This is a genomic window from Micromonospora purpureochromogenes, assembly GCF_900091515.1.
Classification (GTDB): Bacteria; Actinomycetota; Actinomycetes; order Mycobacteriales; family Micromonosporaceae; genus Micromonospora; species Micromonospora purpureochromogenes.
The window spans coordinates 3,767,693-3,793,944 of sequence record NZ_LT607410.1 but is presented as its reverse complement, the minus strand read 5'-3'; the positions used below and the strand labels follow the sequence as shown (position 1 = coordinate 3,793,944).

28 protein-coding genes and 1 pseudogene are annotated in these 26,252 nt (G+C 74.9%); 17 read left to right on the top strand and 12 right to left on the bottom strand.

From position 1 onward, the window contains the following. Window positions 1–4: 4 nt before the first annotated feature. Both GA0074696_RS17480 and GA0074696_RS17475 read left to right on the top strand, forming a co-directional pair. Window positions 5–814 (top strand): SDR family oxidoreductase, encoded by an 810-nt coding sequence (locus GA0074696_RS17480; RefSeq protein WP_088962087.1) that lies wholly within the window; start codon window positions 5–7, stop codon window positions 812–814. A gap of 309 nt (window positions 815–1,123) precedes the next feature. Next, the gene (locus GA0074696_RS17475) at window positions 1,124–1,543 is read left to right on the top strand and encodes an SSI family serine proteinase inhibitor (protein ID WP_088962086.1); all 420 of its coding nucleotides are present in this window, start codon (window positions 1,124–1,126) and stop codon (window positions 1,541–1,543) included. 51 nt (window positions 1,544–1,594) lie between these two features. Here the strand turns inward: GA0074696_RS17475 and GA0074696_RS17470 are convergent, their stop codons facing one another. Continuing rightward, window positions 1,595–2,203, bottom strand: coding sequence for a hypothetical protein (locus GA0074696_RS17470; RefSeq protein WP_088962085.1), 609 nt, complete (start codon window positions 2,201–2,203; stop codon window positions 1,595–1,597). Window positions 2,204–2,379: 176 nt separating this feature from the next. Between GA0074696_RS17470 and GA0074696_RS17465 the strand changes: the two genes are divergently transcribed. Further along, window positions 2,380–3,285 (top strand): pentapeptide repeat-containing protein, encoded by a 906-nt coding sequence (locus GA0074696_RS17465; protein ID WP_157745998.1) that lies wholly within the window; start codon window positions 2,380–2,382, stop codon window positions 3,283–3,285. A gap of 42 nt (window positions 3,286–3,327) precedes the next feature. Continuing rightward, entirely contained in the window at window positions 3,328–3,582 is a 255-nt protein-coding gene (locus GA0074696_RS17460) for a hypothetical protein (RefSeq protein ID WP_088962083.1), read from the top strand. A 166-nt stretch (window positions 3,583–3,748) separates the two neighbouring features. Here GA0074696_RS17460 and rnhA read toward each other — a convergent pair whose 3' ends face one another. Next, entirely contained in the window at window positions 3,749–4,249 is a 501-nt protein-coding gene (gene rnhA, locus GA0074696_RS17455; RefSeq protein ID WP_088964642.1) for a ribonuclease HI, read from the bottom strand. Between the two features lie 213 nt (window positions 4,250–4,462). Between rnhA and GA0074696_RS17450 the strand changes: the two genes are divergently transcribed. Further along, the gene (locus GA0074696_RS17450; protein WP_088962082.1) at window positions 4,463–5,044 is read left to right on the top strand and encodes a dihydrofolate reductase family protein; all 582 of its coding nucleotides are present in this window, start codon (window positions 4,463–4,465) and stop codon (window positions 5,042–5,044) included. On the opposite strand, the gene GA0074696_RS17445 is transcribed toward GA0074696_RS17450, so the two are convergent. Further along, window positions 5,029–6,255, bottom strand: a complete 1,227-nt coding sequence (locus GA0074696_RS17445) for a lycopene cyclase family protein (RefSeq protein WP_088962081.1) — start codon at window positions 6,253–6,255, stop codon at window positions 5,029–5,031. The genes GA0074696_RS17450 and GA0074696_RS17445 overlap by 16 nt on opposite strands. A gap of 80 nt (window positions 6,256–6,335) precedes the next feature. Here GA0074696_RS17445 and GA0074696_RS17440 point away from each other — a divergent pair, with 80 nt between their 5' ends. Then, window positions 6,336–7,445 carry a serpin family protein gene (locus GA0074696_RS17440; protein WP_088962080.1) on the top strand — a complete coding sequence of 370 codons (1,110 nt, stop codon included), beginning with the start codon at window positions 6,336–6,338 and terminating at the stop codon, window positions 7,443–7,445. Between the two features lie 91 nt (window positions 7,446–7,536). Next, window positions 7,537–8,607, top strand: coding sequence for a Gfo/Idh/MocA family protein (locus GA0074696_RS17435; protein WP_088962079.1), 1,071 nt, complete (start codon window positions 7,537–7,539; stop codon window positions 8,605–8,607). A gap of 4 nt (window positions 8,608–8,611) precedes the next feature. On the opposite strand, the gene GA0074696_RS17430 is transcribed toward GA0074696_RS17435, so the two are convergent. Both GA0074696_RS17430 and GA0074696_RS17425 read right to left on the bottom strand, forming a co-directional pair. After that, a complete protein-coding gene (locus tag GA0074696_RS17430; RefSeq protein ID WP_231925053.1) occupies window positions 8,612–9,070 on the bottom strand; it encodes an MFS transporter in 459 nt (152 codons plus the stop codon). 41 nt (window positions 9,071–9,111) lie between these two features. Beyond that, window positions 9,112–10,347: an RNA-guided endonuclease InsQ/TnpB family protein gene (locus GA0074696_RS17425; RefSeq protein ID WP_088962078.1), complete on the bottom strand. Its 1,236-nt coding sequence runs from the start codon at window positions 10,345–10,347 to the stop codon at window positions 9,112–9,114. 247 nt (window positions 10,348–10,594) lie between these two features. Between GA0074696_RS17425 and GA0074696_RS17420 the strand changes: the two genes are divergently transcribed. The 5 genes from GA0074696_RS17420 (at window position 10,595) to GA0074696_RS17400 (ending at window position 15,283) form a co-directional block, all read left to right on the top strand. Continuing rightward, a complete protein-coding gene (locus GA0074696_RS17420) occupies window positions 10,595–11,419 on the top strand; it encodes a class I SAM-dependent methyltransferase (RefSeq protein ID WP_088964641.1) in 825 nt (274 codons plus the stop codon). A gap of 68 nt (window positions 11,420–11,487) precedes the next feature. Further along, window positions 11,488–12,006, top strand: a complete 519-nt coding sequence (locus GA0074696_RS17415) for a pyridoxamine 5'-phosphate oxidase family protein (RefSeq protein ID WP_088962077.1) — start codon at window positions 11,488–11,490, stop codon at window positions 12,004–12,006. 895 nt (window positions 12,007–12,901) lie between these two features. Then, complete coding sequence (locus GA0074696_RS17410) at window positions 12,902–13,390, top strand: hypothetical protein (protein ID WP_088962076.1); 489 nt, start codon at window positions 12,902–12,904, stop codon at window positions 13,388–13,390. A 95-nt stretch (window positions 13,391–13,485) separates the two neighbouring features. Next, the gene (locus GA0074696_RS17405) at window positions 13,486–14,118 is read left to right on the top strand and encodes a class F sortase (protein ID WP_088962075.1); all 633 of its coding nucleotides are present in this window, start codon (window positions 13,486–13,488) and stop codon (window positions 14,116–14,118) included. A 70-nt stretch (window positions 14,119–14,188) separates the two neighbouring features. After that, on the top strand, window positions 14,189–15,283 hold the full coding sequence (locus GA0074696_RS17400; protein WP_088962074.1) for a magnesium and cobalt transport protein CorA: 1,095 nt from the start codon (window positions 14,189–14,191) through the stop codon (window positions 15,281–15,283). 86 nt (window positions 15,284–15,369) lie between these two features. On the opposite strand, the gene GA0074696_RS17395 is transcribed toward GA0074696_RS17400, so the two are convergent. After that, complete coding sequence (locus GA0074696_RS17395) at window positions 15,370–16,377, bottom strand: phosphotransferase family protein (protein ID WP_088962073.1); 1,008 nt, start codon at window positions 16,375–16,377, stop codon at window positions 15,370–15,372. Window positions 16,378–16,563: 186 nt separating this feature from the next. On the opposite strand from GA0074696_RS17395, the gene GA0074696_RS17390 reads away from it, so the two are divergent. Next, window positions 16,564–17,331, top strand: coding sequence for an SGNH/GDSL hydrolase family protein (locus GA0074696_RS17390; protein WP_172894660.1), 768 nt, complete (start codon window positions 16,564–16,566; stop codon window positions 17,329–17,331). 49 nt (window positions 17,332–17,380) lie between these two features. Continuing rightward, window positions 17,381–18,127 (top strand): TIGR02452 family protein, encoded by a 747-nt coding sequence (locus tag GA0074696_RS17385; protein WP_231925052.1) that lies wholly within the window; start codon window positions 17,381–17,383, stop codon window positions 18,125–18,127. 4 nt (window positions 18,128–18,131) lie between these two features. Here the strand turns inward: GA0074696_RS17385 and GA0074696_RS17380 are convergent, their stop codons facing one another. Further along, window positions 18,132–18,749, bottom strand: coding sequence for a mycothiol-dependent nitroreductase Rv2466c family protein (locus GA0074696_RS17380; protein WP_088962071.1), 618 nt, complete (start codon window positions 18,747–18,749; stop codon window positions 18,132–18,134). Between the two features lie 611 nt (window positions 18,750–19,360). On the opposite strand from GA0074696_RS17380, the gene GA0074696_RS17375 reads away from it, so the two are divergent. The 3 genes from GA0074696_RS17375 to GA0074696_RS17365 all read left to right on the top strand — a co-directional run bounded on the left by GA0074696_RS17375 (window position 19,361) and on the right by GA0074696_RS17365 (window position 21,515). Next, the gene (locus GA0074696_RS17375) at window positions 19,361–20,023 is read left to right on the top strand and encodes a C39 family peptidase (RefSeq protein WP_088962070.1); all 663 of its coding nucleotides are present in this window, start codon (window positions 19,361–19,363) and stop codon (window positions 20,021–20,023) included. Between the two features lie 133 nt (window positions 20,024–20,156). Next, entirely contained in the window at window positions 20,157–20,576 is a 420-nt protein-coding gene (locus GA0074696_RS17370) for a YchJ family protein (protein ID WP_231925051.1), read from the top strand. A 213-nt stretch (window positions 20,577–20,789) separates the two neighbouring features. Then, window positions 20,790–21,515 (top strand): hypothetical protein, encoded by a 726-nt coding sequence (locus tag GA0074696_RS17365; protein ID WP_172894312.1) that lies wholly within the window; start codon window positions 20,790–20,792, stop codon window positions 21,513–21,515. A gap of 76 nt (window positions 21,516–21,591) precedes the next feature. On the opposite strand, the gene GA0074696_RS17360 is transcribed toward GA0074696_RS17365, so the two are convergent. The 5 genes and pseudogenes from GA0074696_RS17360 to GA0074696_RS17345 form a co-directional block, all read right to left on the bottom strand. Further along, window positions 21,592–22,266 carry a maleylpyruvate isomerase family mycothiol-dependent enzyme gene (locus GA0074696_RS17360; RefSeq protein ID WP_331716497.1) on the bottom strand — a complete coding sequence of 225 codons (675 nt, stop codon included), beginning with the start codon at window positions 22,264–22,266 and terminating at the stop codon, window positions 21,592–21,594. 8 nt (window positions 22,267–22,274) lie between these two features. After that, window positions 22,275–22,379 (bottom strand): annotated as a pseudogene (locus GA0074696_RS32615) (hypothetical protein); the annotation flags it as partial. A gap of 212 nt (window positions 22,380–22,591) precedes the next feature. Beyond that, a complete protein-coding gene (locus GA0074696_RS17355) occupies window positions 22,592–23,848 on the bottom strand; it encodes an MFS transporter (protein WP_088962068.1) in 1,257 nt (418 codons plus the stop codon). Between the two features lie 207 nt (window positions 23,849–24,055). Then, on the bottom strand, window positions 24,056–25,081 hold the full coding sequence (locus tag GA0074696_RS17350; RefSeq protein WP_088962067.1) for a mechanosensitive ion channel family protein: 1,026 nt from the start codon (window positions 25,079–25,081) through the stop codon (window positions 24,056–24,058). Between the two features lie 68 nt (window positions 25,082–25,149). Further along, the gene (locus tag GA0074696_RS17345; protein WP_231925050.1) at window positions 25,150–26,226 is read right to left on the bottom strand and encodes a hypothetical protein; all 1,077 of its coding nucleotides are present in this window, start codon (window positions 26,224–26,226) and stop codon (window positions 25,150–25,152) included. Window positions 26,227–26,252: the final 26 nt, after the last annotated feature.

Sequence of the window (26,252 nt, the reverse complement as noted above, 5' to 3'; positions counted from 1 at the left end):
CAGCATGCCCCAGCGATACGAGAACTACCCGAAGGTCGCCATCGTCACCGGCGCGGACTCCGGCATCGGCAAGGCCTGCGCCGTCGCCCTCGCCGAGGCCGGCTTCGACATCGGCATCACCTGGCACCGCGACCGCGCGGGCGCGCAGCGCACCGCCGGAGAGGTCGGCGCCCTGGGCCGCCGCTGCGAGATCGCCGAGCTGGACCTGACCAGGCTGCCGGAGGCCGCCACCGTCGTGGACGAGCTGGCCGACCGGCTCGACGGGATCGGCGTGCTGGTGAACAACGCCGGCACCGGGGCGTCCGCCCCGTTCGTCGACACCGGCTGGGAGCAGTGGCGCGAGGTGCTCGCGGTGGACCTGGACGGCCCGTTCCTCTGCTCACAGCGGGCGGCCCGGCGGATGCGCGCCGCCGGGCGGGGCGGCCGGATCATCAACATCACCAGCGTGCACGAGCACGCGCCCCGGGTCGGGTCGGCCGCGTACTGCGCGGCGAAGGGCGGGCTGGGCCTGCTCACCCGCGTGATGGCGCAGGAGCTGGCCGCCGACGGGATCACCGTCAACGCCGTGGCCCCGGGCGAGATCTCCACCCCGATGACCGGCCAGGAGGACGTGGACCCGTTCACCGAGGACCGTCCGGGCGTACCGGTGGGCCGGCCCGGCGATGCGCGGGAGGTCGCCGCGGTGGTGGCGCTGCTCGCCTCCCCCGCCGCGGCGTACGTGACCGGCGCGTCCTGGCCGGTGGACGGCGGCATGCTGCTGATGGGCCCGCAGGCCGGCTCGCACCTGCGCTCGGACGACTGGCGCTCGGTCTGAGTCATCCCTGCGTCCGGGGGCGGCCGGCCGGGGCGGACGACGCCGGGCGGCCGCGTGGGCGGGTGGCCGGCAACAGCGCGGCAACTCATGCGTCGGGCCGGAGACCATGTCGCGGCGGGCGGGCGCCCTCCCGGCGCGCGCCAGGGCAGGTTGTCACACCTGATGCCCTCCGGAGGGCGGGCGGTGTAACAAATCGTGACGCTTCGCGTTCACACCGTCCACCTAGGGTTCTCGACGGCCCGGCCACACCGCGGACGGGCCGTCCACCGGCCCCGAGACCCGGGGTCCCGCAACCGGAAGGACGTCACGATGCCCTTCGCCCGACGCGCCGCCGCCACGGCGGCCGCCCTCGCCGTCGCCGTGCTGACCGCCCAGGCGGCCCTGCTCCCCCAGGCCGCGCAGGCCGCACCCCGATCCGGCCCGGAGACCCCGTCGGTGCTGCTGCTCGACATCGACCGGCCGGGCACCGCCGAGGACCGCTCGGCCGTGCTGGTCTGCGGACCGACCGGCGGCACCCACCCCGACGCGGCCGCCGCCTGCCGCACTCTGGCCCGCGTCGACGGCGACCTGTCCGCGCTGTCGGCGGACCCGGGCCCCTGCACCTTCGAGTACGCGCCGGTCACGGTCCACGCCTGGGGGTTCTGGCAGGACCGGCCGGTGGCCTGGTCGAAGTCGTACGAGAACCGGTGCCTGCTGCTGCGCGGCACCGGCGCCCTGTTCGCCTTCTGACCGGATCGGCGCGGCGCCCGTCCCTGGGGAACGGGCGTCGCGCCTCCCGGGTCAGGACACGCGCGAGATGGACCGGCGGCTGATGAAGGCGAGTTGGAAGGCGAAGGCGGCCAGCGCGACCACCACCCCGACGCCGACGGCCACCGCCGACCCGGCGCCGAGCAGCCCGACGAGCAGCGTCACGCCGAGCCCTACCAGCAGGGCGTTGACCGCCCCGACCATGGCCGCCGTGGTGAGCATCAGCTGGAACCACCCGGGCCGGGCGCCAACCTCCCGCCAGGCGGCGCGGGCGATGTCCTCGTCCGACACCGCGTCGGCGAAGAAGTCGTGGCCGGTGGAGACGTTGCGGTGGTAGTAGGCCCGGATCCGCTGGATCCGTTGCAGGTCCAGCGAGTTCTCCACCATGTTCTGCACCAGCCGGGCGAACGTCAGCAGCCCGGTCACCACCAGCGTCGGCAGCACCGCCCCGAGGTACGGCGTGACGAGCCGCTCGCTGCTGGAGACGAAGCCGAGACCGATCAGCGACGCCGACAGCAGCGACAGGAACACCGTCGCCCGCCCCACCGACTCGGTGACGGTGGCGCCGCGGGAGGTCTGGAGCACGAAGTGCTCGGTGGTCAACGCGGTGAGCAGTGCCTGCTCCCGCTCGCCCTCGTCCATGCCCCGACCCCCGGCCGTCCTGGATAGGCCCACCATACGAAAGCGGGCCGCCCGGTCGGCGTCGAATCCGCGGACCCTCCCCCGGGCGGCCCGGGCACCCCGCTGGCGGACAATGAGGTACGCCGACCCGGGCGACCCGGGCGGCAGACCAACCAACCAGTGGGAGACCGGTCAGCGTGTCCGAAACACCCCGAGGCGGCACCGAGCTGCGCGCCGACTGCGCCCGTTGCGTCGGGTTGTGCTGCGTCGCCCCGGCCTTCGCCGCCTCGGCGGACTTCGCGCTGGACAAGCCCGCCGGCCAGCCCTGCCCGAACCTGGGCGCCGACTCGCGCTGCGGCATCCACCCGCAACTGCGCGAGCGGGGCTTCCCCGGCTGCACCGTGTTCGACTGCTTCGGCGCCGGCCAGCACGTCACCCAGGTGACCTTCGGCGGGCGGGACTGGCGGGACGACCCCGCGACGGCGTCGGCCATGTTCGCCACCTTCGCCGTGGTGCGCCCGCTGCACGAGCTGCTCTGGTATCTCACCGAGGCGCTGGCGCTGACCCCGGCGGGGACGCTGCACGACGAGCTACGGGCGGCCGTGGACGAGACCCGAGGCCGCACCGCCGGCGGCGCCGACGCGCTGCGCGACGTGGACGTCGACGCGTACCGGGGGCGGATGAACCCGCTGCTGGTGCGGGCCAGCGAGCTGGCCCGGGCCGGCCACGACGGCGTCGACCGGCGGGGCGCGGCGCTGCTCGGCGTCGACCTGCGCGGGGCGGACCTGGTGGGGGCGAACCTGCGCGGCGCGTGCCTGATCGGCACGGACCTGCGGGGTGTGCGGCTGCGGCTGGCCGACCTCACGGGCGCGGACCTGCGCGGCGCCGACCTGCGCGGCGCGGACCTGTCCGGCGCGTTGTTCCTGCACCAGTCGCAGCTCGACGCGGCCCGCGGCGACCGGCGCACCGTGCTGCCGCCCGCGCTGCGCCACCCGCCGCACTGGTCGGGGCTCGGCATCACCCCGGTCGGCCGTCCCCGCCCCGGCGGGACCCACGCCGCGGCCCGCCCGACCGCCCGGCACAAGCGCGATCCCCGCCGCTGACCGGCGTGTTTGCCGGCCGGCCAGACGGGCAGGTAGGGCGGTATGACGGATGAACAGCGTTCCGACCGGGCCGACTCCGACGAACCGGACGGCACCCCCGCGTACGAGGCGTCGCTGCGCCCGCCGGGCGACTCGCTGCGCAGCACGCACGACACCGGCGACGACTTCGCGGACCTGCCCGCCGAGGAGCACCTCTCGGCTCGGGAGACCAGCCGCGCCGGCTACGACGTGGACGCGGTATCCGGCACGGCCGACCCCTCCCAGGAGGAGGCGGTCAATCCCCCCACCGAGCGGTGACCGCGCCCCGATGCGGATCGGGCCCGGCCGGCGGCGTCCGACCGGGCCCGACGACGTAGCGGGACGGCGCGAGCGGCCCGCGCGGATCATCGAGCTCTTCCCGCCGACCTGACCGCCGTGCACGGCTCGGTACGCGGCTACGCCCGCGACGTCGACGACGCCCTGGTCACCGCCCTGCGCGAGCGCCTGCTGGAGCGCTGAGCGGCGCCGCCGCCCGCGCCTCGGTCATCCCCTTGTTGGCCAGCGCGTCCGCCCGCTCGTTCTCCGGGTGGCCGTTGTGCCCCTTGACCCACAGCCAGGTCACCTCGTGCCGGGCGCAGGCCGCCTCCAGCCGCTGCCACAGATCGGCGTTCTTGACCGGCTGCTTGGCCGCCGTCAGCCAGCCGTTGCGCTTCCACGACGCCAGCCACCCGGTGATGCCGTTGCGCACGTAGGTGCTGTCGGTGTGCAGCCGCACGGTGACCGGTCGGGTCAGGCTCTCCAGCGCCCGGATGGCCGCGGTCAGCTCCATCCGGTTGTTGGTGGTCGGCGTCGCCTCGCCGCCGCACAGCTCCCGCTCGTGGCTGCCGTAGCGCAGCAGCGCGCCCCAGCCGCCCGGGCCGGGGTTGCCGCTGCACGCCCCGTCGGTCCAGATCTCCACGACCCTGCCGTCCGCCGCCTCCACCATGGCGCCGAACCTACCGGTGCCGCCCACCGCCGCTGGGCGCGGGCGTCCCGGCGCGCCGCACCACCGGGGGCTCTCTCACCGCGCGGAGGTAGCCGCGCTGCTCGGCGAGGTCGACGGGCTACGCCCGCTGACGGTGTGTCGAAAGGGCCGGCCGCCGTCCGTCTGGGAGGTGAGGGGCCGGCGTCGGGCCGGCCGTGACCCGCGAGGACCGGCATGAGACGCGTCGTCGTGACCAACAACGTCAGCCTGGACGGCGTGATGCAGGCGCCCGGACGCCCGGACGAGGACACCCGCGACGGCTTCGACCGGGGCGGCTGGGCGGTGCCGTACACGGACCCGGTGCTGGGCGAGAAGATGGGCCGGGGCATGGCGTCCACCGGCGCGCTGCTGCTCGGTCGCCGCACGTACCAGGACTTCGCCGGCTTCTGGCCGCACCAGACCGACAACCCGTTCACCCCGGTGCTCGACCGGCTCACCAAGTACGTCGCCTCCACCACCCTGACCGCGCCGCTGCCGGGGGCGAACTCGGTGCTGCTCGACGGGGACGCCGTCGCGGCGGTCGCCGAGCTGCGGCGGCAGGACGGCCCGGACATCGCCGTGCTCGGCAGCGGCGAGCTGGTGCGGTCGCTGGCCCCGCACGGGCTGATCGACGCGTACGTGCTGATCATCCACCCGCTGGTGCTCGGCACCGGGCGGCGGCTGTTCCCCGACGGCGGGCACCCGGCCCGGCTGACGCTGGTCGAGAGCGTCACCACCACGACGGGGGTGGTCGTGGCGACCTACGAGCCGGCCTGACCCGCCCGGTCCGGGCCCGCGCCGAGGGACGCGGGGGCCGGGCCGGGGCGCAGCCGGGCGCGCAGCCGGCCGACGGCGTCACCGACCACGGCCGAGGTCATCGGCAGCAGCGGACTGGACCGCATCACCGCCAGGTCCTCCGCCGGGGTGGTGGCGCCGTCGAGGAAACGCAGCACCCGCTGCGCCGGATTGCGGTCGAAGAGCCGGTCGAAGAACTCCGGGCCGCCGACCGCCCCACGGTCCAGCGCCCGCAACGCGACGGCGTCCATCCACAGGTGTCGACGGGGGTACGCCAGCCGGGGCACCGGGGCCCGGCCGGCGGCCAGCGCCCGGGCCACGTCGTCGGCCTGCCGGTGCATGGCGGAGAAGGTGAACCCGGTCGACGGCCGGGTGGCCCCGCCGGCGGTGCCCAGCCGCACCACCCTCGGCGACGGCCGGCCCTCGAACGGGGCGTCGGTCATCGGGATCACCCCGTCCTCCACCTCCCGCACGGTCAGCGCGGTCAGGTCCAGGCCGAGCAGGTCGGCGTAGCCGCGCAGCGCGGTGTCGTAGCCGGCGTCGGTCAGCCGTCGCGGGGAGAACTCGGTGTACTCGACCAGGGCGTACCGGTCGCTGACCGGCAGCAGGTAGCCGAAGGAGACACCCCGCGCCGGCTGCGGGGTGCGGAAGTCCATCAGCACCGCCCGGTCCGGGTCGAACACCGGCCCGGCCGACTCCAGCCACCAGCCCCGGAAGTGCTGCAACCAGCTCGTCCGCCCCGCCCGCCGGGGCGGCCGGGGGCGGGAGTCCAGCACCCACCGGGCCCGCAGCAGCGCCGTGCCGTCGGCGTCCCGGACGGTCACCGACCCACCGTCGTCGTCGAGGGCGCCGACCGCCGCGTCGACCCGGGTGGCGCCGAGGCGCCGCTCCGCCTCGGCGGCCCGCTCGTAGACCGGGGCGGAGCGCAGCATCGCGTACCGCAGCGGGGCGAGGTCGAGCCGGCGCCGCCCGGCCGGCGTGGTCACCTCCACCTGCCGCCAGCTCGCGCTGAGCATCGGCTCCAGGTCGGTGCCGGGCGTACCCCAGAACGCCCAGGTGCGGTCCTGGCCGCGCTTGCGCACCCGGTCGACCACGGCGATCCGCAGCTCACGCAGGTCGTGCCGGTCCAGCGCGGCGAGGAGCAGGGAACCGGCGCCGCCACCGCCGACGACGGCCAGGTCGACGTTGTCCACCCGACCACGCTGTCACACCCCCCGGCCCCCGCCGGGCGGAGCCCCCACGGCGCGCCGCCCGCCCGGTACGGTGCCACGGCATGAGCAGCACGCCCGCCAACGCCCTCACCGCCAACTGGGCCGCCCTGATCGACGACCGGCAGACCGTCCTGTCCGGCGCCGGCGCGTACCCGCTGCTGGCCCTGCTCGCCCGGCACGCGGCCGGTCCGGCCCGCGACGAGCTGTCCGCCGTCGCCCCCGACGCCACCCCCTACGACCTGGCCGCCTCCCCCACCACCCGGTTGGCGCTGGGCTTCTGGGCCCGACGCGAGCTGCGACTGAACCCGGCCTGGCTGCGCGCGGTCCCCGCGTCGATGCGGGGTGAGCTGACCGGCGACCGGGCCGTGGACCAGCCCGTGCTGGACCGCTGGGCGTCCACCCACACCGACGGGCAGATCCCGAAGATGCCGATCACGGTCACCCCGGACACGGCGCTGGTGCTGGCCAGCGCCCTGTCGGTGCTGACCGGCTGGGCGGCGCCCTTCCAGGAGGGCTGGTGCGAGCCCCGGCAGGGTCCCTGGCAGGGTCGGCGGCTGGTCGGTCTGCACCGGTACGGCGGCGACCCCCGGGCGCTGCGGGTGGCCGACACCCCGGCCGGACCGGTGAGTCTGCTGACCGTCGCCGGTGCGGCAGACGTCGACGTGGTGCTGGCCCTCGGCGCCCCCGGGCGCCCGGCCGGCGCCGTGCTGCCGGCCGCGATCCGCGCCCTCGCCGGCGGGCCGACGCTGCCCGACACCGCCGGGCCCGGCGTCACCGAGGAGACCGTCGAGGCGTTCGACGACCGGCCGCAACTGGCCGTGCACACCGTCGCGTTCCGCGTCGACGCCGACCACGACCTGCTCGACCGCGCCGAGCTGTACGGACTCGCCGCCGCCACCCGCCGCGACGCGGACAACTTCCCCGGCATCGCCCCGCTGCTCTACGTCTCCCAGGCCCGGCAGACCGTCACGGCCGAGTTCAGCGCCACCGGCTTCCGCGCCGCCGCGGTCACCGCCGTCGCCATCGCACCCGGCTCCGCGCCACCCCGGCACCGCGCACGGGCGCGACGGGTCAGCTTCGACGTCGACCGCCCGTTCGGCTTCCTGGCCGTGCACCGCCCCACCGGTCTGGTCCTCGTCGCCGGCTGGGTGACCGAGCCGACTCCCCGCTGACCGGGCGGCACACCGGTCCGGGCCGGCGCGTAGGTTCGTACCGGCACCACCTGGAACGACCAGGGCACGGACGGGAAACCGAGGGGACACCATGGCCAACACGCCGGCACCACTGCGGGTCGGACTGCTCGGATACGGGCTGGCGGGCCAGGTGTTCCACGCCCCGCTGGTCGCCGCGACCCCCGGGCTGCGGCTGGACGCCGTCGTCACCGGCAACCCGCAGCGGCAGGAGCAGGCCCGCAAGGACCACCCGGACGCCCGCGTCCTCGACGACGCGGACCGGCTGTGGGAGTCCGCGGACAGCCTCGACCTGGTCGTGGTGGCGACGCCGAACCGCACGCACGTGCCGATGGCCCGGGCCGCCGTCACGGCCGGGCTGGCCGTCGTGGTGGACAAGCCGCTGGCCGCCACCGCGGCGGAGGGTCGCGCCCTCATCGACGAGGCCGACCGGCGCGGCGTGCCGCTGACGGTGTTCCAGAACCGCCGCTGGGACGGCGACTTCCTGACCGCCCGCCGGCTGATCGCCGAGGGTGAGCTGGGCCAGGTCCTCCGCTTCGAGTCCCGCTTCGAGCGGTGGCGGCCGGCCATCAAGGAGGGCTGGCGGGAGAGCGCGGCCCCCGGCGAGGCCGGCGGCGCCCTCTACGACCTCGGCGCCCACCTCGTCGACCAGGCGGTGCAGCTGTTCGGGCCGGTGCGCAGCGTGTACGCCGAGGTGGACCGGCGGCGGCCCGAGGCGCAGGTCGACGACGACGCCTTCGTGGCGCTCACCCACGCCGGCGGCGTCCACTCCCACCTCTGGATGAGCGCCGTGACCGCGCAGCTCGGGCCGCGAATGCGCGTCCTCGGCGACCGCGCCGGCTGGACCAGTTACGGCCTGGACGTGCAGGAGGAGGCGCTGCGCGCCGGGGCCCGCCCGGACGCGCCGGGCTGGGGCGAGGTCCCCGCCGAGCGGTACGGCCGGCTCGGTGTCGACGGCGACCTCCGCCCGGTGCCCACCGACCCGGGCCGCTACCAGGACTTCTACGCCCAGGTGGCGGCGGCGCTGCGGGCCGGCACCCCGATGCCGGTCGACCCGCGCGACGCCGTCGCCACGGTGGAGCTGATCGAGCTGGCGCACCGCTCCGCGCAGCGGGGCGAGGTGCTGCCCGTCCCGGCCCGCTGACCGCTCAACCGATCCGGACGACCGGCTGCCGGTCGTCCGGGTCGGCGTACGCGGCGGCGACCGTGGCCCGGTCGAACACCCGCCAGGTGGCCGCGGACACCGGCACCGCCACCACGAACCCCACCCAGTACGGCGCGGTCAGTCCGAACGTCGTGGCGATCACGCCGCCCAGCAGGGCACCCGCGCAGTTGCCGCCGGCGGCGATGAACAGCGTCGTGCCGCCGACCCGCCCCTGCAACGCCGCCGGGGTCAGCCGCTGGCGCAGCGAGTTCGAGACCATGTTCCACAGCGCGCCGTGCACCCCGAAGGCGAACAGCGCCCCGCCGATCAGCCAGGCGCTCGTCGACGCCGCCAGGGCCAGGTGCAGGCCCGCCTCGACCAGCAGCCCGACCCGGATGGTCCAGGTGGCGCCGATCGCCGCGACCAGCCGGTCGCCGACCACCGCGCCGAGCAGCCCGCCCACCGCTATGCAGGTGAACAGCAGCCCTTGACGTTCTCCCCGTCCTAAGGGACGGGGGTTCCCTCCGCGTTGCGCGTGGAACAGCGCGCAACGCGCGGGCGGATTCCTGCTTCTCGGCGCGGTGCCGGCATGGGTGCCGGTCTTACCTGCGCTCCACAGGCGTTTAGGCTCTCGGCGCGTCCCGCCGCGAGCACGTTGATGGCCGCGTTGACGTCCCGGTCGTGGACCGCACCGCATGGGCAGGTCCACGATCGGATGTTCAGCGGTTTGGGTCCGTCGAGCCGGCTGCACACCGAGCACGTCTGCGAGGTGGGCGCGAACCGGTGGATCTTTGCGAAGGTGCGCCCGTACCGGGCGGCCTTGTACTGCAGCATCGCGGTGAAGCCGGCCCAGCCGGCGTCGTGCACCGACTTCGCCAGGCGGGTCCGGGCAAGGCCGGTAACACACAGGTCCTCGACGTACACCGCTTGGTTGTCGCGGATGATCTGCATCGAGAGCTTGTGCTGCCAGTCTCGCCGGGTGTCAGCCACCCGGGCGTGCGCCTTCGCCACCTTGACGACGGCCTTCTTGCGGTTGTTGCTGCCCCGCTGCTTGCGGGACAGGTCCTGCTGGAGTCGACGCAGCTTGCGGGCGACTCGGCGCAGGAATCGCGGCGCCGCCACCTTCGTGCCGTCGGACAGGACCGCGAAGTGGGTCAGACCCAGGTCGATGCCCACCTCGGCGTCGGCCGGCGGCAGCGCCTCGTCGGCCGCCTGGACGACGAACGAGGCGAAGTACCGGCCCGCTGCGTCCATGACGACCGTCACCGAACTCGGCGCAGCGGGCAACGCCCGCGACCACCGCACCGCCAGATCACCGATCTTCGGCAGCCGCAGCCGACCGTTGTCCAGCACCTTGAATCGGGCGTTGGCGGTGAACCGGATGGCCTGCCGGTTGTCCTTGCGCGACCGGAACCGCGGCGGGGCCACCTTGCGACCCTTCCGCTTCCCGGACAGGGATGCGAAGAAGTTGCGGTACGCGAGGTGCAGATCGGCGAGGGCCTGCTGCAACACCACCGCCGACACCTCGCCCAACCACGCCCGCTGCGGCGTCGTCTTCGCCTCGGTAATCACCCGCTTGGACAGGTCCCCGTCGGAGATGTAGGGCAGGCCCTGCTCCCGGGCTTCCTGTCGTGCGCGCAGCGCGTCGTTGAACACCACCCGCGCGCACCCGAACGCCCGCGCCAACGCTTCCCGCTGACCCGACGTCGGATAGACGCGATAGTTGTACCGAAGCTGCACACCGGACAGTCTCGCAGCGGCCTATGACAGAGAATGCAACGTCCGCACCGGCACGCACTGCCTTTCCGCCTGCACGCCCACTTGGACTTCGCGACAAAGTTCCGGCACCGCGTATGTGGCGACCGGCACCTGGCGCGGCTGGAGGAAATCATGCAGTCGCTCCGCCATCACGGCGAGGCAGACCAGCCCCGCGGGCGGCGACGAATCCCCGTTGAGCGGCGCCGGTGGGATGTGCGACGGTTCGCCGGTGACCGACTACCGCACCCTCAACCGGGCCAACTGGGACGAGCGCGCCCCCGCCCACGCCGCGTCGCCGGACTACGCGGTGGAGCGCTTCGCCACCGACCCGGCGTACCTGAGCGAGGTGGTCCGCTTCGACCTGCCCCGCCTCGGCGACGTGACCGGCCTGCGCGGCGTGCACCTGCAGTGCCACATCGGCACCGACACCGTCTCGCTGCACCGGCTCGGGGCGCGGATGACCGGGCTGGACTTCTCCGGCGCCTCGCTGGCCCAGGCCCGGGCCCTGGCCGAGCGGGCCGGCGCCGCCGTCGACTTCGTCGAGGCCGACGTCTACGACGCCCCCGAGGTGCTCGGCGTGGGCGGCTTCGACCTGGTCTACACCGGCGTCGGCGCGCTGTGCTGGCTGCCCGACATCCGCCGCTGGGCGGGCGTGGTCGCCGCGCTGCTACGCCCCGGCGGCCGGCTCTTCCTGCGCGAGGGCCACCCGATGCTGTGGGCGCTGGACGAGACCCACCCGGACGGGCTGCTGGTGGTGGAGCACCCGTACTTCGAGCGGCCGGAACCGCTGGTCTGGGAGGAGCCCGGCACCTACGTCAGCACCGACACCACGTTCCGGCACAACACCACCCACGAGTGGAACCACGGCCTCGGCGAGGTGGTCACCGCCCTGCTCGACGCCGGCCTCGACCTCACCATGCTCCAGGAGCACGACAGCGCGCCCTGGGACGCGCTGCCCGGCCGGCAGGTCAAGGACGCCGACGGCGAGTGGCGGCTGGCCGAGCGGCCGTGGCGGCTGGCGCAGACGTACACGCTCCAGGCGCGCAAGCGGTGATTCGCCCCGCATCGGGGTCGGTCGGCGACCGGCTCTGAGGACCCAGGACGGGCATGGGACGATCCACCATGCCCGTCACGAACCCCTGGCTCGCCGGCCCCGCCCCCGCCGCCCGCCTGGACCCGGAACGCCTCGGCGAGCGGATCCTCAACCTGCTGTCGTCGCAGAACATGTGCGTGCTCGCCACCGCCGGCCCGGACGGCCCGCTGGCCACCCCGGTCCGCTACTTCCACCTCGACTTCGCGGTCATGTTCACCGCCGCGGCCACCTCGCCGAAGATGCGCAACATCGCGGCCGACCCACGGGTGTCGGTCGGGGTGTTCGCACCGCTCGTCGGGCAGGCCAGCAGCCGCGGCGCGCAACTGTTCGGCCGGGCCCGGGTGCTGCACGAGGGCGACGCCGACTTCGACCACTGGTGGCCGGCGGTGCGCTGGCAGTCCGACCACGCGGAGCGGGGACGGTCGTTGGACGAGCCACCGAGCGGACCGCTGGTCGTCATCGAGGCCGAACGGATCGTCTACACGGAACACTGGCTGCGCCGCGACGGGTACGCGCCGCGCCAGTTCTGGCGACGCGCACCTCGGTAGCTCCCGCAACGCCGGGCCGTGCGGCTCGACCCGCCATCTCCCTCCGGCGCACTGTCGGGTATCCGGCTGCGCCACAACCCGTAGGGCATCCTAGGAGGCTAGCTGGATGCTGGGTCCCGGTCGAGGCTGACGGAATGGACAGATGCCGGGACCTCGGCAGCCACCCTCGCCGGCATGGAAATCCACACCGGAGTGTCACCCGATGGGAAGCTCGAGTCTCGTCCACCAGGTACGTCCGCACCCCCCCGCAGCGGCCGGTGGCAGGCGCTGCCCGAGCGAGCCACTGGCCGCCCCTTGGTGCCGCCGGGCCCGACCGCGCACACCGTCCGCCCTCGAACTCGGCCGCGCCGAACCTCCCGCCCCCTCGACCACAGTGGAGCAACATGAGCCTGGACGCCCGCAACAGGGCCGCGCCCGTCGGAAACACCTTGACCCCGTCGTGACCCGACGGCCGGGTGTACTTTCCGAGAATCAGTGGCCTCAGCGCCCGGAATGGCCACTCTTTCTCTGAAACTGCGCGCATCTGAGGTGGGGGTGGGGGGTTAGGAGGCGCAGGACTGCTTCCCGCGCCGCGCCGGCCGCCCGCCGAGAGACCGGCCGATCCGGACAGCTCTTCCCACAAGGGGACGGGCCAGCGCGGAAGCGCGGTTCTCGCCGCAAGGGGACGACTGGCGCGAGCAGGTACGACCGGCCGGGCGTTGTGGGCGGTCCTGTGCGGGCATATCCGCACCTCCCCGGCGCGAGGGAAAACTCGTGACGGCAACGAAGATTTCTCATTTACGTCGGGCGCGACGCCCAACCCTCCTAGTGTTGGCCACACCGGTGCTTGTTACGGAGTTGGCCACCCGAACGACGTCCCACGCAGACAGCGGACGAAAAGTGAGGGAAGACGCGTATGAAGGCACAGTCAGTTCTCGTATCGACGGCGCTCGGCGTGGGACTCGGCACGCTTCTGCTCCCGGCCGCCGCGCTCGCGCAGACCGTCGTGTCACCGGCCACCACACCGGTCGGCGGGACGGTCGTACTCACCGCCACCAGCTGCAACCCGAGGGCGGGCGACGCGATCTTCCGTGTCACCGGCCCGAACCGGGACCAGAACGTCCGCTCGACCACCGCCGCGGCCGGCGGCGGGCTGAGCGCGGAACTCTTCACCGCCGGCTTCACCCTCGGCACCTACACGGTGACCACCACGTGCGGTGACGGCAGCTCCGGCGGCAGCGCCACCTTCACCGTCACCCCGATCGGCGCGGCGCCGGCCGGTGGTGGCGGCGGTGACGGCACCACCGGCCTGCTGGCCGCGGGCGGCGCGCTCGCCGGAGCCGCCGCGATCGGGGCGACCGTCATGGTCCGCCGCCGACGCCGAGCGGCCGCGCCCGTCGCCTGACCCGTACCTCACACCATCCCTAGGACGGGGTGCCCGCACCGGCGCGACCGGGACGGGCACCCCGACCGCATCGCCGTGTCGCGGGAGGTGAGGCGATGGCCCTCGGCAGGTGGTTCACGCGTACCCGGGCGTCGGTGGCGGCGGTGACGGTGGCCGGCGCCGCCGGACTCAGCCTGATCACGGTGGGCCTCACCGCGTCGCCGGCGGGGCCGCCGCAGCCCGGGGCGGGCGCGCGCGGCGCCGACCGCAGCGGATCCCCCGGGCCGGTGCTGCCCCGCTCGGAACCGGTCCGCATCGACATCCCGGCCATCGGCGTCCACGCCGACCTGGTGTCCGTCGCCGGCGACCCGAACGGCACCCTGGAGGTGCCGCCGCTGGACCGCCCGACCGTCGCCGGCTGGTACCGGCCGGGCGTCAGCCCCGGCGAGGCCGGCAACGCCGTGATCGTCGGCCACGTCGACACCCGCGACGGTCCGGCGGTCTTCTTCAAACTGGGGCGGCTGCGGCCCGGCGACACCGTACGGGTCACCCGCGCCGACGGCCGGGCCGTGACGTTCGCGGTGGACGGCGTCGGCGCGTACCCGAAGCGGAGCTTTCCCACCGCGCTGGTCTACGGTCCGGGCGGGCCGGGCGCGGGGCTGCGCCTGGTGACCTGCGGCGGACGCTTCGACGAGCGCTCCCGCGACTACTCCGACAACATCGTCGTGCGGGCCACCGCCGTGGCCTGACCCACCACCACCGGCGGGAGCGGCGCCGTACTACGGTGGGCCCCCGGATCGAGGGCGGCGGAGGTGGACGGTGGCGGCACGGCTCATTCCGCGACTGGGGTCGTTGGTCGACCGGGTGCTCGGCCGCCAGGCCGAGGCCTCCGCGCCGGCCCCGCGGCGGTCCAATCCGGACGCCGTGGTCGACTGCGCGGTGTACGTCAACGGCCGCCGGGAAACCGGCCGCCCGCACTACGCCGACGCGTACGCCCGCTCCCGCCGCGGCCGCAACGCCTTCGTCTGGTTGGGGCTGCACGACCCGGGCGCGGCGGTGATGGCGGCGGTGGGGCGCACCTTCGGCCTCGACGAACTCGTCGTGGAGCAGGCGCTCGCCGACGGGCACCGGCCCACCGTGCAGCGGCACGACGGGGTGACCCTGCTGGTGCTGCGCACCGCCAGCTACGTCGAGCACGCCGAGCTGACCGCCACCTCCGAGGTGATCGACACCGGGGACGTGATGGTCTTCCTGGGCGACCGGTTCGTCATCACCGTCCGGCACGGCGCCTCCGGCGCCCTGACCCCGGTCCGGCACGACATCGAGAGCCGCCCGGCGGTGCTGGCCGAGGGACCGTGGGCGGTGGCGTACGCGGTCGCCGCCCGGATGGTCGACCTGTACCTGGAGGTCGCCGCCCACCTGGAGAAGGACCTGGAACGCGTCGAGGAGAGCGTCTTCGCCCCCGACCGGGGCGCCGACATCCAGCACATCTACCAGCTCAAGCGGGAGGTGGTGGAGTTCAAGCGGGCGGTGCTGCCGTTGCAGGAGCCGGTGCGCGCGCTGGTCGCCGACCGGGCCGGCGAGCCGCCCCCGGGGCTGCGCCGCTGGTTCCTCGACGTCGAGAGCCGGCTGAGCCGCGCGGTCGAGCGGGTCGCCGCGTACGACGAGCTGCTCAACTCGGTGCTCCAGTCCCGGCTCGCGCAGCTCGCCGTCGACCAGAACAACGACATGCGCAAGATCGCCGCGTGGGCCGCGATCGCCGCCACCCAGACCGCCGTGGCCGGCGTGTACGGCATGAACTTCACGCACATGCCGGAGCTGACCTGGCGGTACGGCTACGCCGGCGCCCTGCTGCTGATGGCGACCGCCGCGGTGGTCCTGCACCGGCTCTTCCGCCGCTCCGGCTGGCTCTGAGCCCGTCCGCCCGATCCGGCGCGGACGGAACGAGCCGGATCGGGGCCGGCTCACGGGCCCGATCAGGGGCCGGATCAGGGGCCGGCTCACGGCTCGGCGAGCGCGGCCAGCTCCCGGTCCAGCAGCTCGGCGAGCCGGGCGACGCGGCCCGGGTCGTTGTCGGCGGTGATGCCCCGGCTGGGCATCTCGACGGTCATCAGCAGGTACAGGTGCAGCCGGTAGAGCCCGAGCCGGCGGCGCACGCCCGCCTCGTCGAGCGGCACCGGGCCGCCAGCCGCCTGGTAGCCGCGCAGGAACGCGTCGTCCGGCTCGTCCTCGGCCCGGCGGAAGATCAGCGGTGAAACCAGGTCCAGCAACGGATCGCCGTAGAGGTGCCGCTCGCCGTCGACCAGACCGTTGAGCCGCGGCATCCCGTCCGGCCCGGCGACGGCCAGCACGTTGCCGGCCCAGCCGTCGAAGTGCAGCAGCGCCGGACGGCGGACCGCGTCGAGGGCAGCGGCGTGCCGGTGGACCAGTTCCCGCATCCGTCCCGCCGGCACGGGCAGCGGCACCGCCCAGTCGGTGGCGTCGGCGAGCAGATCGTCCACCATGGCGGTGAAGGCCTCCCGCCAGGTCGCCCCGGCGGCCCGGCCGCCGTCGTAGCCGTACCGGTCGCCGTCGACCCGGTGCAGCGCGGCGAGCGCCGCCCCGAGCCCGGCGCGGACCGCGTCGACCGGCGCGCCGTCGACCGTGAGCTGGTGCAGGGTACGCCCGGCGAGCAGGCCGGTCAGCAGCCAGTCGCCGAGGACGGGGTCGCTGCCGTGGTGCAGCAGCGGCGGGACGGGCACCTCCGGGGCCCGCGCGGCGACGAGCCGCAGGTAGCGCGCCTCGGCGGCGACCATCCCCCGCTCGTAGCGCAGCAGCGGTACCTCGGGCGGCGGGCCGACCTTCAGCACCACGCCGCGGCCGTCGTCGAGGGTGGCCGACCAGACCGCGGCGAAACCGCCCCCGGTCAGCGGCGCGCAGCCGGTCACCGTGACGTCGGGGCCGAGAGAGGCCGCGACGTACCGGCGGACCTGGTCGGGGTCGAGGAGGCGCTGGGTGGGGCTGCTCATCCGGCGCTCCCGCCGTCGTCGGCGGCCGGGAGCGGGACCACGCCGTGGGCGGGTCGCCGGCGGTCGCGGAAACGGTCGGTGCGGCTCACCTGCGCACCGTATCGGGGCGGTCGCGGGCACGTCGCCCCGTACCGGCCGCGCCCGACGGACGGCGGCGGCACCGCCGCCCATAGGCTGTTCGACGTGATGTGGCAGCGGTACGTCGCGATCGGCGACAGCACGACCGAAGGGCTCGACGACCCGGACGGCACCGGCGGCTACCGGGGCTGGGCGGACCGGTTCGCCGAGGCGGTGGCCCGGGAGCAGGGCGGCCTGGAGTACGCCAACCTGGCGGTCCGGGGGCGGACCACCGCCCGCATCCTCGCCGAGCAACTGCCGGTGGCTCTCGACCTGGCGCCGGACCTCTGCACGGTGGTGGCCGGCGTGAACGACGTGCTGCGTCCCTCGTTCGACGCGCGGCGGATCGCCGCGGACGTGGCGACGATGCAGCGGGCGCTGGTCGGCCAGGGCGCCACCGTGCTGACCTTCACGCTGCCCGATCCGGTGCCGGTGATGCCGCTGGCCCGCCCGCTGCGCGGCCGGGTGGTCATGCTCAACGCGGCGCTGCGGCGGGTCACCGCCGAGACCGGGGCCACCCTGCTGGACTTCGCCGCGCACCCGGTCGCCTCCGACCCCCGGCTGTGGAGCGAGGACCGGCTGCACGCCAACAGCGCCGGCCACGAGCGGATCGCCGCGGCGCTCGCGTACACCGCCGGCCTGCCCGGGTACGACGACTCGTGGACCCGACCCCTGGCGGTCGCGCCCCGGCGACGGGGGCACGAGGTGCTCCGCGCCGAGCTGGCCTGGACCCGGCGGCACCTGCTGCCGTGGCTGGCCCGGCACCTGCGCGGCCGCTCCTCGGGCGACGACCGGGTGGCGAAGCGCCCGGTGCCGCTGCCGGTCGAGCTGACCTGAGCGGACAGTCGGGGCGGCCGGGGGCGGCCCGCGCCGGCATGATGTGCCGGTGGACCGTACCGAACGGGCGGCGCTCGCCGCCGAGACCGACCGGCTCGTCGCCGAGGGCCGGTACGGGCCGGTGCCGACCGCCACCCTGCACCTGCCCGACGAACCGCTGCCCGAGCCCGGCCCGGCGGGGCCGTCCACGGTGGAGGTGACCGACGAGACGAGCCTCGCCGCCACCCGCCGGCTCGCCGGCACCGCCGACGGCCGGGTCGCCTGCCTCAACTTCGCCTCCGCGAAGAAGCCCGGTGGTGGGTACGCCACCGGCGCGCACGCCCAGGAGGAGAGCCTGGCCCGGTCCTCCGCCCTGGCCGCCAGCCTGCGGACGGCACCGGAGTTCTACGCGTACCACCGGGCCCGGCCGGACCCGGTCTACTCCGACCGGGTCATCCACTCCCCCGACGTTCCGGTGTTCCGGGACGACTCGGGGCGGCTGATCCCCCCGTACCGGGTGGCCTTCCTGACTGCGGCGGCGCCGAACGCCGGGGCGCTGCGCGAGCCGGTCGACCTGCCCGGGCTGCTGCGACGCCGCGCCGGCCGGGTGCTCGGGGTGGCGCTGGCGCACGGACACCGGCGGCTGGTGCTCGGCGCCTGGGGCTGCGGGGTGTTCCGCAACGACCCGCGCCAGGTGGCCGCCGCCTTCGCCGACCTGCTCGGGCCCGGCCGCCCGTACGCGGGCCGGTTCGACCTGGTGGTGTTCGCGGTGCCGGATCCGACGAACCGGGGGCCCTTCGCCGCGGCGTTCGGCTGACCGGTCAGCGGTCGATCGGCGGCCGGGTCCGGGCCCGCTTCAGTTCGAAGAACCCGTCGGTGCCGGCGACCAGCACCACCCCGTCCCAGAGCCGGCCGGCGTCCTCGCCACGCGGGATAGGCGCGACCACCGGCCCGAAGAATGCGGTGCGCCGGCCGGCGTCGTCGGTGACGTGGATGGTCGGGGTGCCGAGGTCCTCGCCGACCGGTTCCAGGCCGGCGTGGTGGCTGGCCAGCAGCGTCTCGTCGTACGCGGTGGAGTCGGCCGCGTCGGCCAGCTCGACGGGCAGCCCCACCTCGGCCAGCGCCGCCCGGTAGAGGTCGGGCCCGATCGGCGCCCGGTCGTGGTGGATCCGGTTGCCCAGCGCGGTGTAGAGGTCCCGCAGCACCTCCGGGCCGGCCTTCATCTCCGCCGCCACCGCCACCCGCACCGGGCCCAGGCCGGGCTTCAACCACTCCCGGTACCACTCCTCCAACCCCTCGCGGCCCTCGTTGAGCACGCTGAGGCTCATCACGTGGAAGCGCACCTCGACCGCGCGGACCCGTTCCACCTCCAGCAGCCAGCGGGAGGCGTTCCAGGCCCAGGGGCAGCGCGGGTCGAACCACATGTCGGCCGTCGTCATCGTCGTTCCGGTCCTTCCAGGAATGTCGTTGGCCCTTAATCCTGGTCGGTGGGGTGGACCACCGTGAGGGCCGATTTCCGGGTGATCTGCTGGGCCAATCAGCGACCGGCACGCCGAATGCCGCCGACCGGCTACGGCAACACGGCCGAATGAGCGCGGGGTGTCGGTCGCAGCCGGAGTGCCCGAGCTGAGGTTGTCACCCGGTCGTCCGCTCGGGTGCCGGATGTCCGGTTCGAGCTCGGGTGGGTCGCTGCCGGGATGTCCGGTCTGGGCGGCGGCGTCGGCTGGTCGGGGCCGGTCGGGGGGTGGAATGGCCGGCGGGGCGGGGTCGTTGTACATGGGCAGACCGCGGTGGCCCCGGCCCGGACGGTGAACCGGAGGGTCAGGCCCGGCGGAATGCCGGCCCACCCCGGTTGGTTACATCCCCCGGCACCATGGCCCCACCCCGGGCCTGTGGAATGCGCAGCCCGCCGGGCTGGTTACATCCCCCCGGACACCCGAGCAGAGCCCCTTGTGCGGCCGCCGGGATCCCCCTTCTTTGACTTCCTCGCAACGCGCCCTGCCGTCCCCCGGCGGTGTGCGTGTGTCCCCCGATCGAAAGGTGCACCCTCATGCGTACCGATCTGATCCGCAAGACCGCCCTGACCTTCGCTGGTGTTGCCGCCACCGCCGGTGGGATCGCCGGCCCGGCCCTCGCCGCGCACGCCGCCCCCACCCAGGCCACCACCACCGTGCAGACCGACCGCAAGTCGCAGCACGGTGAGCGGGAGCTCAACGTGCGCTACCAGGCCCAGCCGAACTTCTACTACTGCGGCCCCGCCGCCACCCGCAACGCCCTCTCCGTACAGGGCAAGGACATCGACGTCGACGCCATGGCCAAGGAGATGGGCACCACCGAAGACGGCACCAACAGCATCAACGACATCACCCCGGTACTGAACAAGGAAACCGGCAAGAAGAACGCCTACCGCTCGGTGGAGATCCGCGACAGCAAGGCCGACCGCAAGCAGACCGACAAGCTGCGCACCGACATCGTCCGCACCATCGACGACGGCCGCGCCGTGGTCGCCAACATCGCCGGCACCACCACCGACACCGACGGCACCACCCACTCCTTCGAAGGCGGGCACTACATCAGCGTCATCGGCTACCGCGACGGCGGCAACACCGTCACCATCGCCGACTCCGCCAACCCCGAGCAGGCCTCCTACCGGATCACCGTCGACAACCTCGCCGACTGGATCGCCACCCGCGGCTACTCCGCCGCCTCCTGACCCACCGACGACAAGGGCCGGCCCCACCCGGGGCCGGCCCTTTCGTCGTCCGCGAAACGGTGCTCCGGCAGCCGTCGACTGCGTGCAACGACTGCCGCTCTGCGCGCCCGACCGGTGCGGCAGGATGGGTGCCGTGGCGAAACGTGGGGCCCGCCGGAGCGCGGCCGACGACCAGGACCGGCCGTGCCCGTGTGGGTCCGGCCTGCCGTACGCCGACTGCTGCGGCCCGGTGCACCGCGGCCAGGGCACGGCCGGGACGGCCGAGGCGCTGATGCGCTCCCGGTTCAGTGCCTTCGCCGTCGGTGACGCCGGGTACCTGCTGCGCAGCTGGCACTCCTCCACCCGGCCGGCCCGGCTGCGGCTGGACCCGGGCGAGCAGTGGACCCGCCTGGAGATCGTCGACACCGACCGGGGCGGCCTGTTCGACAGCACCGGCACCGTCGAGTTCCGCGCCCACTACCGCGGGGCCGGCCGGCCGGGGACGCTGCACGAGCGCAGCCGCTTCGTCCGGGAGAACGGTGGCTGGGTCTACCTCGACGCCCTGCCCGACTGAGCCGGCGCCACCTGCTCGCCCCGCCGTGGCCCGGCGGGTTAACCTGGCGTCGGCGCCGTCCCGCGCCTCACCTCCTTACCGGTGCTCACGCCACCGGCGTCGCGGAGGCAAAGGAGACCTCGAGTCTTCGGGGCGCCGTGCCACATGCCCAGGCAACGGCGGGTCGACAGGAGCGTGAGTCCCCACGACCGCGCCGTCGACAGGGAGCATGTGATGACGCGCCAGAAATCCTTCAAGTCCCGGGTCCGCACCCGGATGGACAAGACCGGCGAAAGCTACACGGCGGCCCGCCGGCACCTGCTGACCGGCGCCGTCGCGGCTGAACCGCCGACCGCGGCACCCGCCGAATCCACTCCCCCGGCCCCCGGATCGGGGGCCGCACAGGCCGACCGGATCTCCGACGCGTTGCTCCGTGAGCGCACCGGCCGTGGCTGGGACGAGTGGTTCGCCCTGCTGGACGAGTGGGGCGCGGTGCAGCGTACGCACACCGAGACGGCTCGCTGGCTGGTGACCGCCCACGAGGTGCCGGGCTGGTGGGCGCAGACCGTCACCGTCGGGTACGAGCAGGCGCGTGGCCTGCGCGCCCCCGGGCAGCGGCGCGGCGGCGGCTGGGAGGCGGGCGGCAGCCGTACGGTCGCCGTGCCGGTGGACCGGCTGTTCGAGGCGTTCAGCGACGACGGGCTGCGCCGGCGGTGGCTGCCCGACGTGGCGATCCGGGTACGCACGGCCACCCGGCCGAAGACCTTCCGCGCCGACTGGGAGGGCGGCCCGACCCGGATCGTGGTCGGCTTCGCGCCCAAGGGCGACACGAAGGCCACCGTGGCCGTGGTACACGAGAAGCTCACCGACGCCGAGCAGGCAGCGGCGCTCAAGGCGTACTGGCGGGAACGGCTGGCCGCGCTCAAGCAGTTGCTGGAGTCCGGCGAGGCGGGGCGCTGAGCAGCACGACCTCCGTGCACCTGCCGGGCTGACCGCCGGCCCGGTGGCGGTCGTCCACGTCACCGGGCCGGCCCGGTCAGCCGAAGGCCACCCGTTCCAGCCAGAAGTCGAGCAGCTTCGCGTCCCCGAGCACCTCGACGCCCGCTGTGTCGACGGAGAGCCGGCCGTAGACCAGCAGCAGCAGGTTGGTCAGCGGCCCGCGTACGGCCACGGCGGCCTTCTCGTGCGCCCGCCGCCAGGCGATCAGGTCGCCGGTGAGGTCCACCACCCACTCGGCGCCCAGCTCGGCCGGCGTGTCGGTGGCGTGCAGGTGCAGCGTCCGGCCCGGGCCGAGCAGCTCCCGGCGGTGCGGGTGGAAGTCGAACATCTGCGGCAGCGCGCCCAGCTCCATCCACTCGTCGAGGGCGTCGACGGCGACCTCCGGCGGGACCGCCACGTCGACGCCGAGAGCGAGCGCCGCGTCGGCCCGGTGCACGAGTGTCTCGTGGGCGAACCGGCGCGCGAAGAACGCCGGGCTGCTCGGCCCGAGCGGGGTCCACACCCGCGCCGCCGGGCCGGCGTCGCCCAGCACCCCGGCCAGCTCGGCGGCGCCCTCGACCAGCCACGGCCCGACCACCGCCGGGTCCTCGTCGGCGTACGGCGACAGGTCACGGAAGTGGGTGTCCGACGGTGGCGTGGCCGGGTGCGGACGATCTCCGCGGCCCACCGCTGCCCGCCACCGAGGTGCCGCACCAGCTGGCCCACGTTCCACCCGGGGCAGGACGGGACGGCGACGGTCAGGTCCGCGCCGTCGAGATGCGACCGGAGCAGGTCGCTCTGCTGCACGATCTCAGCGCACCAACGGTCGTAGCTCACACCGGTCATCCGGCCACGCTAACCGCCGGCACCGACACGAGCCGCCCGCCGGGCCGTGCACCCCGCCCGCTTTCCCGCCTGGCCGAAGGCACCCGCCAGGCGGGCGACCCCGCCTCCTTTCCCGCCTGGCCCAAGCCACCCGCCGGACGGTGGGCACCGCCCGCTTTCCCGACGGCCGAAGGCGCCCGCGAACCACCGGGGCGGCTGAGGTGCAGGCGAATTCACGTCGGCCCGCTGCTGCGGCCGGCCACCGGCTCCCGCGGAGCACCGCCACGGCGACCGTCGCGGGAGGCCAGCAGCACGACGGCCACCAGCAGGTACGGCACGGCCGCCACCACGAACGCGGCCCGGTTGCCGCCCACCGCGGCGACCAGGGCGTACCCGCCGTAGACGGCGATGATGGTCAGGTCGGTGGCCATGCCGGCGACCGAGGTGACGGTGGCCCGTCCCGGCCCGGTGATGCGCGCCTGGAGCCGGGCGTCGGCCAGCACCGTGGCCAGTTGGAACGCACAGAACGCGACACCGACCAGCACGAACCCCGCCGGGTGGCGCAGTCCCGCCCCGGCGGCGAGCGCGACGGCGGCCACGGTCAGCAGCGCGGCGTAGCCCCGGGTGCCCAGCCGTTCGGCGGGCGCCGCGAGCAGGCCACCCACGGTCACCCCGGCGGAGACGAGCAGGAGCAGCAGCGGCACGGTCGGCTCGGCGACGCCGGTGTCCCGGGCCAGCAGCGGCGTGTACTCCTCGAGGGCGCCCCACACGGCGGCCACCGCCGGGACCAGCAGCAGCGCCCCGCGTACCCGTGGGTCGGCCCGGGCCTCGGCGAGGCCGGCCCGCAGGGTCGCCGCCCAGCCCAGGTCGTCACCTTCCTCCGCCGGTTCCGACGCGGCCGCCGGGTCCGGACGGTGTTCGGGGAAGCGGGTGGCGACGGCGGCGGCGAGCAGGGTGGCCAGCACGCTGGCCGCGCCGACGGCCGGGTAGCCGCCGACGGCGAGCACCGGGCCGGCCAGGACGATCGAGGCGAGCACGCCGAGCACCGCCGCGGTGCGCGCCCGGCCCATGGTGCGGGCGTAGCGGCCGGCGGCGCCGAGGCGGTCGAGTTCGGTGAAGACCAGCGCCTCCAGGGTGCCGGAGCCGAGCGCGCCGCCGGCTCCCCAGAGGACGAAGCCGAGGGCGAACGCCGGGTAGGACGGGGCCAGCACCCACAGGGCGTAGCCGGCGCCGGCGAGCAGCGGCGCGAGGCAGAGCAGCAGCCGGCGGGAGACCGCGTCGGCCCAGGCGCCGGAGGGCACCTCGAGCAGGATGCTGGTCGCCGACCAGACGACGAAGAGCGAGGAGATCTGGCCGATCGACAGGCCGGTGTCGCTGAACAGCAGCGCGTACACCGGGTAGAACAGGACGAGGTCCTGGAGGAACGCGTACCCGTAGAGGGTGGCCGCCAGGCGGCGGACGCCGGGCGGTGCTGCGGTGGTGACGATCATGAGGGCCTTTCCACGGGACCGGACGGACGCGGGACGAGCGGCGTCCGGGGTGGTCCGCGGTTGCGGCCCTCAGTTACGGATCAACATCGCCAGGTCATGGGCCGATGCTAGCGGCCGTCGGCGGGCCTGGCGATCCCGTTTCGCGGTGGGGCGGACACGGACCGGGGTGGGACCCTGCGGGTCCCACCCCGGTCGGTGGTCGTGCGGTCAGCGGCGCGTCGGGCCGCCGTCGACCGGCGGGATGGTCATGGTGGCCTCGCTGTCGGCCGGCGCCGGCTCGTCGTGGGTGGCCGTCGCCTGCCGGGGCGGGGTGACCTGGGTGGCCGGCCGGGTGGCCTCCGACCCGCGGTACGGGCCGACCGGCTGGGTCAGGTCCGACTCGTCGTAGCGGGACACCACCTGGGTCCGGTCCGCGTCGTCGTCCCGGGGCACCACCTGGGTCCGGTCCGCGTCGGCGTCCCGGGGCACCGGCTGGGTCTGCTCCGACTCGCCGTACGGGGTGACCGGCGTGGCGACGTGAGCCTGCACGTCCCGCTTGCCGGCCTGGTACGCCCGGGCGTGCGTGGCGATGAGCCGCGACTCCTCCTCCGCGCGGCTGAGCCAGGACTCCCAGCGGCTCTGCATCGGCCGGACCAGTCCACCGCCGACCCCGACGACCAGGATGCCGCCGACGGTGGCGAGAACGGCGATCAGGACCGGGGTGGTGACGGCGGTGGCGACACCGATCTGGTTGAGCGCGGCGATGATGCCCAGGCCGAGGATGAAGACCGAGGCGATGTTGGCCAGCACCCGGCCGTAGGACAGGCCGCCGAGGGCGCTGCTGATGATGTCCTTGACGGCGTTGGCGATGGCCGCGGCGACCACCACGATGACGATCGCGACGAAAGCGCGCGGCAGCCAGGCGATGACGCCGGCGATCAGGTCGGAGATCGGGTTCGGGCCCCAGATGCCGAAGGCCAGTTGCAGGGTGACCAGCAGGATCCCGTAGTAGGCGAGCTTGGCGACGATGTCGCTGGCGTCGTACCTGGACCGGGCGAGCGCGGTCTTGATGCCACCCCGCTCGACGGCCCTGTCGAAGTGCACCCGCTCCAGGACCTTGTCCACGATCTTCAGTGCGGCCTTGGCGATCAGCCAGCCCACCACGAGGATCGCCACGAAGGCGACCGCCTTGGGCAGGAAGAGCATCACCGCGCGGAGGGCGTCACCCACCGCGTCGCCGAAGTTGTCTTTCATAGCTGCCCTCCACACGGAACGTCAGGTCGTCGGCCCCGACCTACCCGAACCCGCCCGTGCGGAAACTCTCACGCACCGCCGCAGGCGTAGCTCACCTCCGTGCGGGCCTGGTGCGGCGACGGGGAGACGATGTTGACGGTGGCCGTCTCGGTGGTGCCGCCGACCCCGTTGAACGCCCATTTCAACGAGAGCGTGACGGTGCGCTGGCCCCAGCCGACCCGCTCGCTGAGCAGGGCACCGGGCGGGGAGCCGGAGCGCAGCCACTGGTACTCGATCACGCCGCTGCGGCCGTTCGTCAGCACGGTGGCGACCACGTCGACGGTGACGTCGCACCGGTCCCCGGCCGGCTGCGGCACCGCCACGGTCACCTCGCCGATCTCCAACGGGTCGAGCCGCTGCCACAGGTAGAAGCCGACGACGGCGACCAGCACCACGGTGAGCAGGCCGGAGAGCACCGCCACCACCCGCCGCCAGAGGGGCCGTCGGCGGCGCGGCGGGGACGCCGACGGCCAGGCCGGCGCGGCGGCCGGCGTCGTGGGCACGCCGGGCCCGAACCGCACCTCACCGCCGGCCCCGGTCGGTCCGGCCGGCGAGGGTACGCCCCGACCCGTGGCCAGCGTGGCCGCGCTGGCCGGGGCGGTGCTGGCGTACGTCGCCTCGGTCGCGCCGAGCCGCACGGTCGAGTCGAGCGCGCCGGCATCGACCAACGGCCCGGTCGCGCCGAGGTGCGCGGTCCGGCCGGCGGCGCCGAGGTGCACGGTGGCATCCGGGGCGCCGAGGCGCGTGGTCTGGTCAGCGGCGCCGAGGTGCACGGTGGCGTCCGGGACGCCGAGGTGCACTGTCCGGTCGGCGGCTCCCAGGTGGACGGTCTGGTCCACGGCGCCGGGCAGGGCCGCCTGGTCTCCGGCTCCCAGGTGCACGGTCCGGTCCACCGATCCGAGCTGGACCGTCTCGTCGGCGGCCCCGAGCTGCACCGTCCGGTCCAGGCTCACCGTCCGGTCCAGGCTCACGGTCCCGTCCAGGTTCACGGTGCCGTCCAGGTCGACGGTCCGGTCGGCCGGGCCGGGACGCCCGGTCGCGGCCAGGTGGACGGTGGGCTCGTCGTCGCCGGGCGGCGTCGCGCCCCGCTCCCCCGGCCTGGTCATCGGAGGTCACCTTTCGTCGGGAACTG

Excerpts from the sequence above, each read along its gene's own strand:
- GA0074696_RS17480 (WP_088962087.1), top strand. The coding sequence starts at position 5 with ATGCCCCAGCGATACGAGAACTACCCGAAGGTCGCCATCGTCACCGGC.
- GA0074696_RS17475 (WP_088962086.1), top strand. The coding sequence starts at position 1,124 with ATGCCCTTCGCCCGACGCGCCGCCGCCACGGCGGCCGCCCTCGCCGTC.
- GA0074696_RS17470 (WP_088962085.1), bottom strand. The coding sequence starts at position 2,203 with ATGGACGAGGGCGAGCGGGAGCAGGCACTGCTCACCGCGTTGACCACC.
- GA0074696_RS17460 (WP_088962083.1), top strand. The coding sequence starts at position 3,328 with ATGACGGATGAACAGCGTTCCGACCGGGCCGACTCCGACGAACCGGAC.
- rnhA (WP_088964642.1), bottom strand. The coding sequence starts at position 4,249 with ATGGTGGAGGCGGCGGACGGCAGGGTCGTGGAGATCTGGACCGACGGG.
- GA0074696_RS17450 (WP_088962082.1), top strand. The coding sequence starts at position 4,463 with ATGAGACGCGTCGTCGTGACCAACAACGTCAGCCTGGACGGCGTGATG.
- GA0074696_RS17440 (WP_088962080.1), top strand. The coding sequence starts at position 6,336 with ATGAGCAGCACGCCCGCCAACGCCCTCACCGCCAACTGGGCCGCCCTG.
- GA0074696_RS17435 (WP_088962079.1), top strand. The coding sequence starts at position 7,537 with ATGGCCAACACGCCGGCACCACTGCGGGTCGGACTGCTCGGATACGGG.
- GA0074696_RS17415 (WP_088962077.1), top strand. The coding sequence starts at position 11,488 with ATGCCCGTCACGAACCCCTGGCTCGCCGGCCCCGCCCCCGCCGCCCGC.
- GA0074696_RS17410 (WP_088962076.1), top strand. The coding sequence starts at position 12,902 with ATGAAGGCACAGTCAGTTCTCGTATCGACGGCGCTCGGCGTGGGACTC.
- GA0074696_RS17405 (WP_088962075.1), top strand. The coding sequence starts at position 13,486 with ATGGCCCTCGGCAGGTGGTTCACGCGTACCCGGGCGTCGGTGGCGGCG.
- GA0074696_RS17395 (WP_088962073.1), bottom strand. The coding sequence starts at position 16,377 with ATGAGCAGCCCCACCCAGCGCCTCCTCGACCCCGACCAGGTCCGCCGG.
- GA0074696_RS17390 (WP_172894660.1), top strand. The coding sequence starts at position 16,564 with ATGTGGCAGCGGTACGTCGCGATCGGCGACAGCACGACCGAAGGGCTC.
- GA0074696_RS17380 (WP_088962071.1), bottom strand. The coding sequence starts at position 18,749 with ATGACGACGGCCGACATGTGGTTCGACCCGCGCTGCCCCTGGGCCTGG.
- GA0074696_RS17375 (WP_088962070.1), top strand. The coding sequence starts at position 19,361 with ATGCGTACCGATCTGATCCGCAAGACCGCCCTGACCTTCGCTGGTGTT.
- GA0074696_RS17365 (WP_172894312.1), top strand. The coding sequence starts at position 20,790 with ATGACGCGCCAGAAATCCTTCAAGTCCCGGGTCCGCACCCGGATGGAC.
- GA0074696_RS17355 (WP_088962068.1), bottom strand. The coding sequence starts at position 23,848 with ATGATCGTCACCACCGCAGCACCGCCCGGCGTCCGCCGCCTGGCGGCC.
- GA0074696_RS17350 (WP_088962067.1), bottom strand. The coding sequence starts at position 25,081 with ATGAAAGACAACTTCGGCGACGCGGTGGGTGACGCCCTCCGCGCGGTG.
- GA0074696_RS17345 (WP_231925050.1), bottom strand. The coding sequence starts at position 26,226 with ATGACCAGGCCGGGGGAGCGGGGCGCGACGCCGCCCGGCGACGACGAG.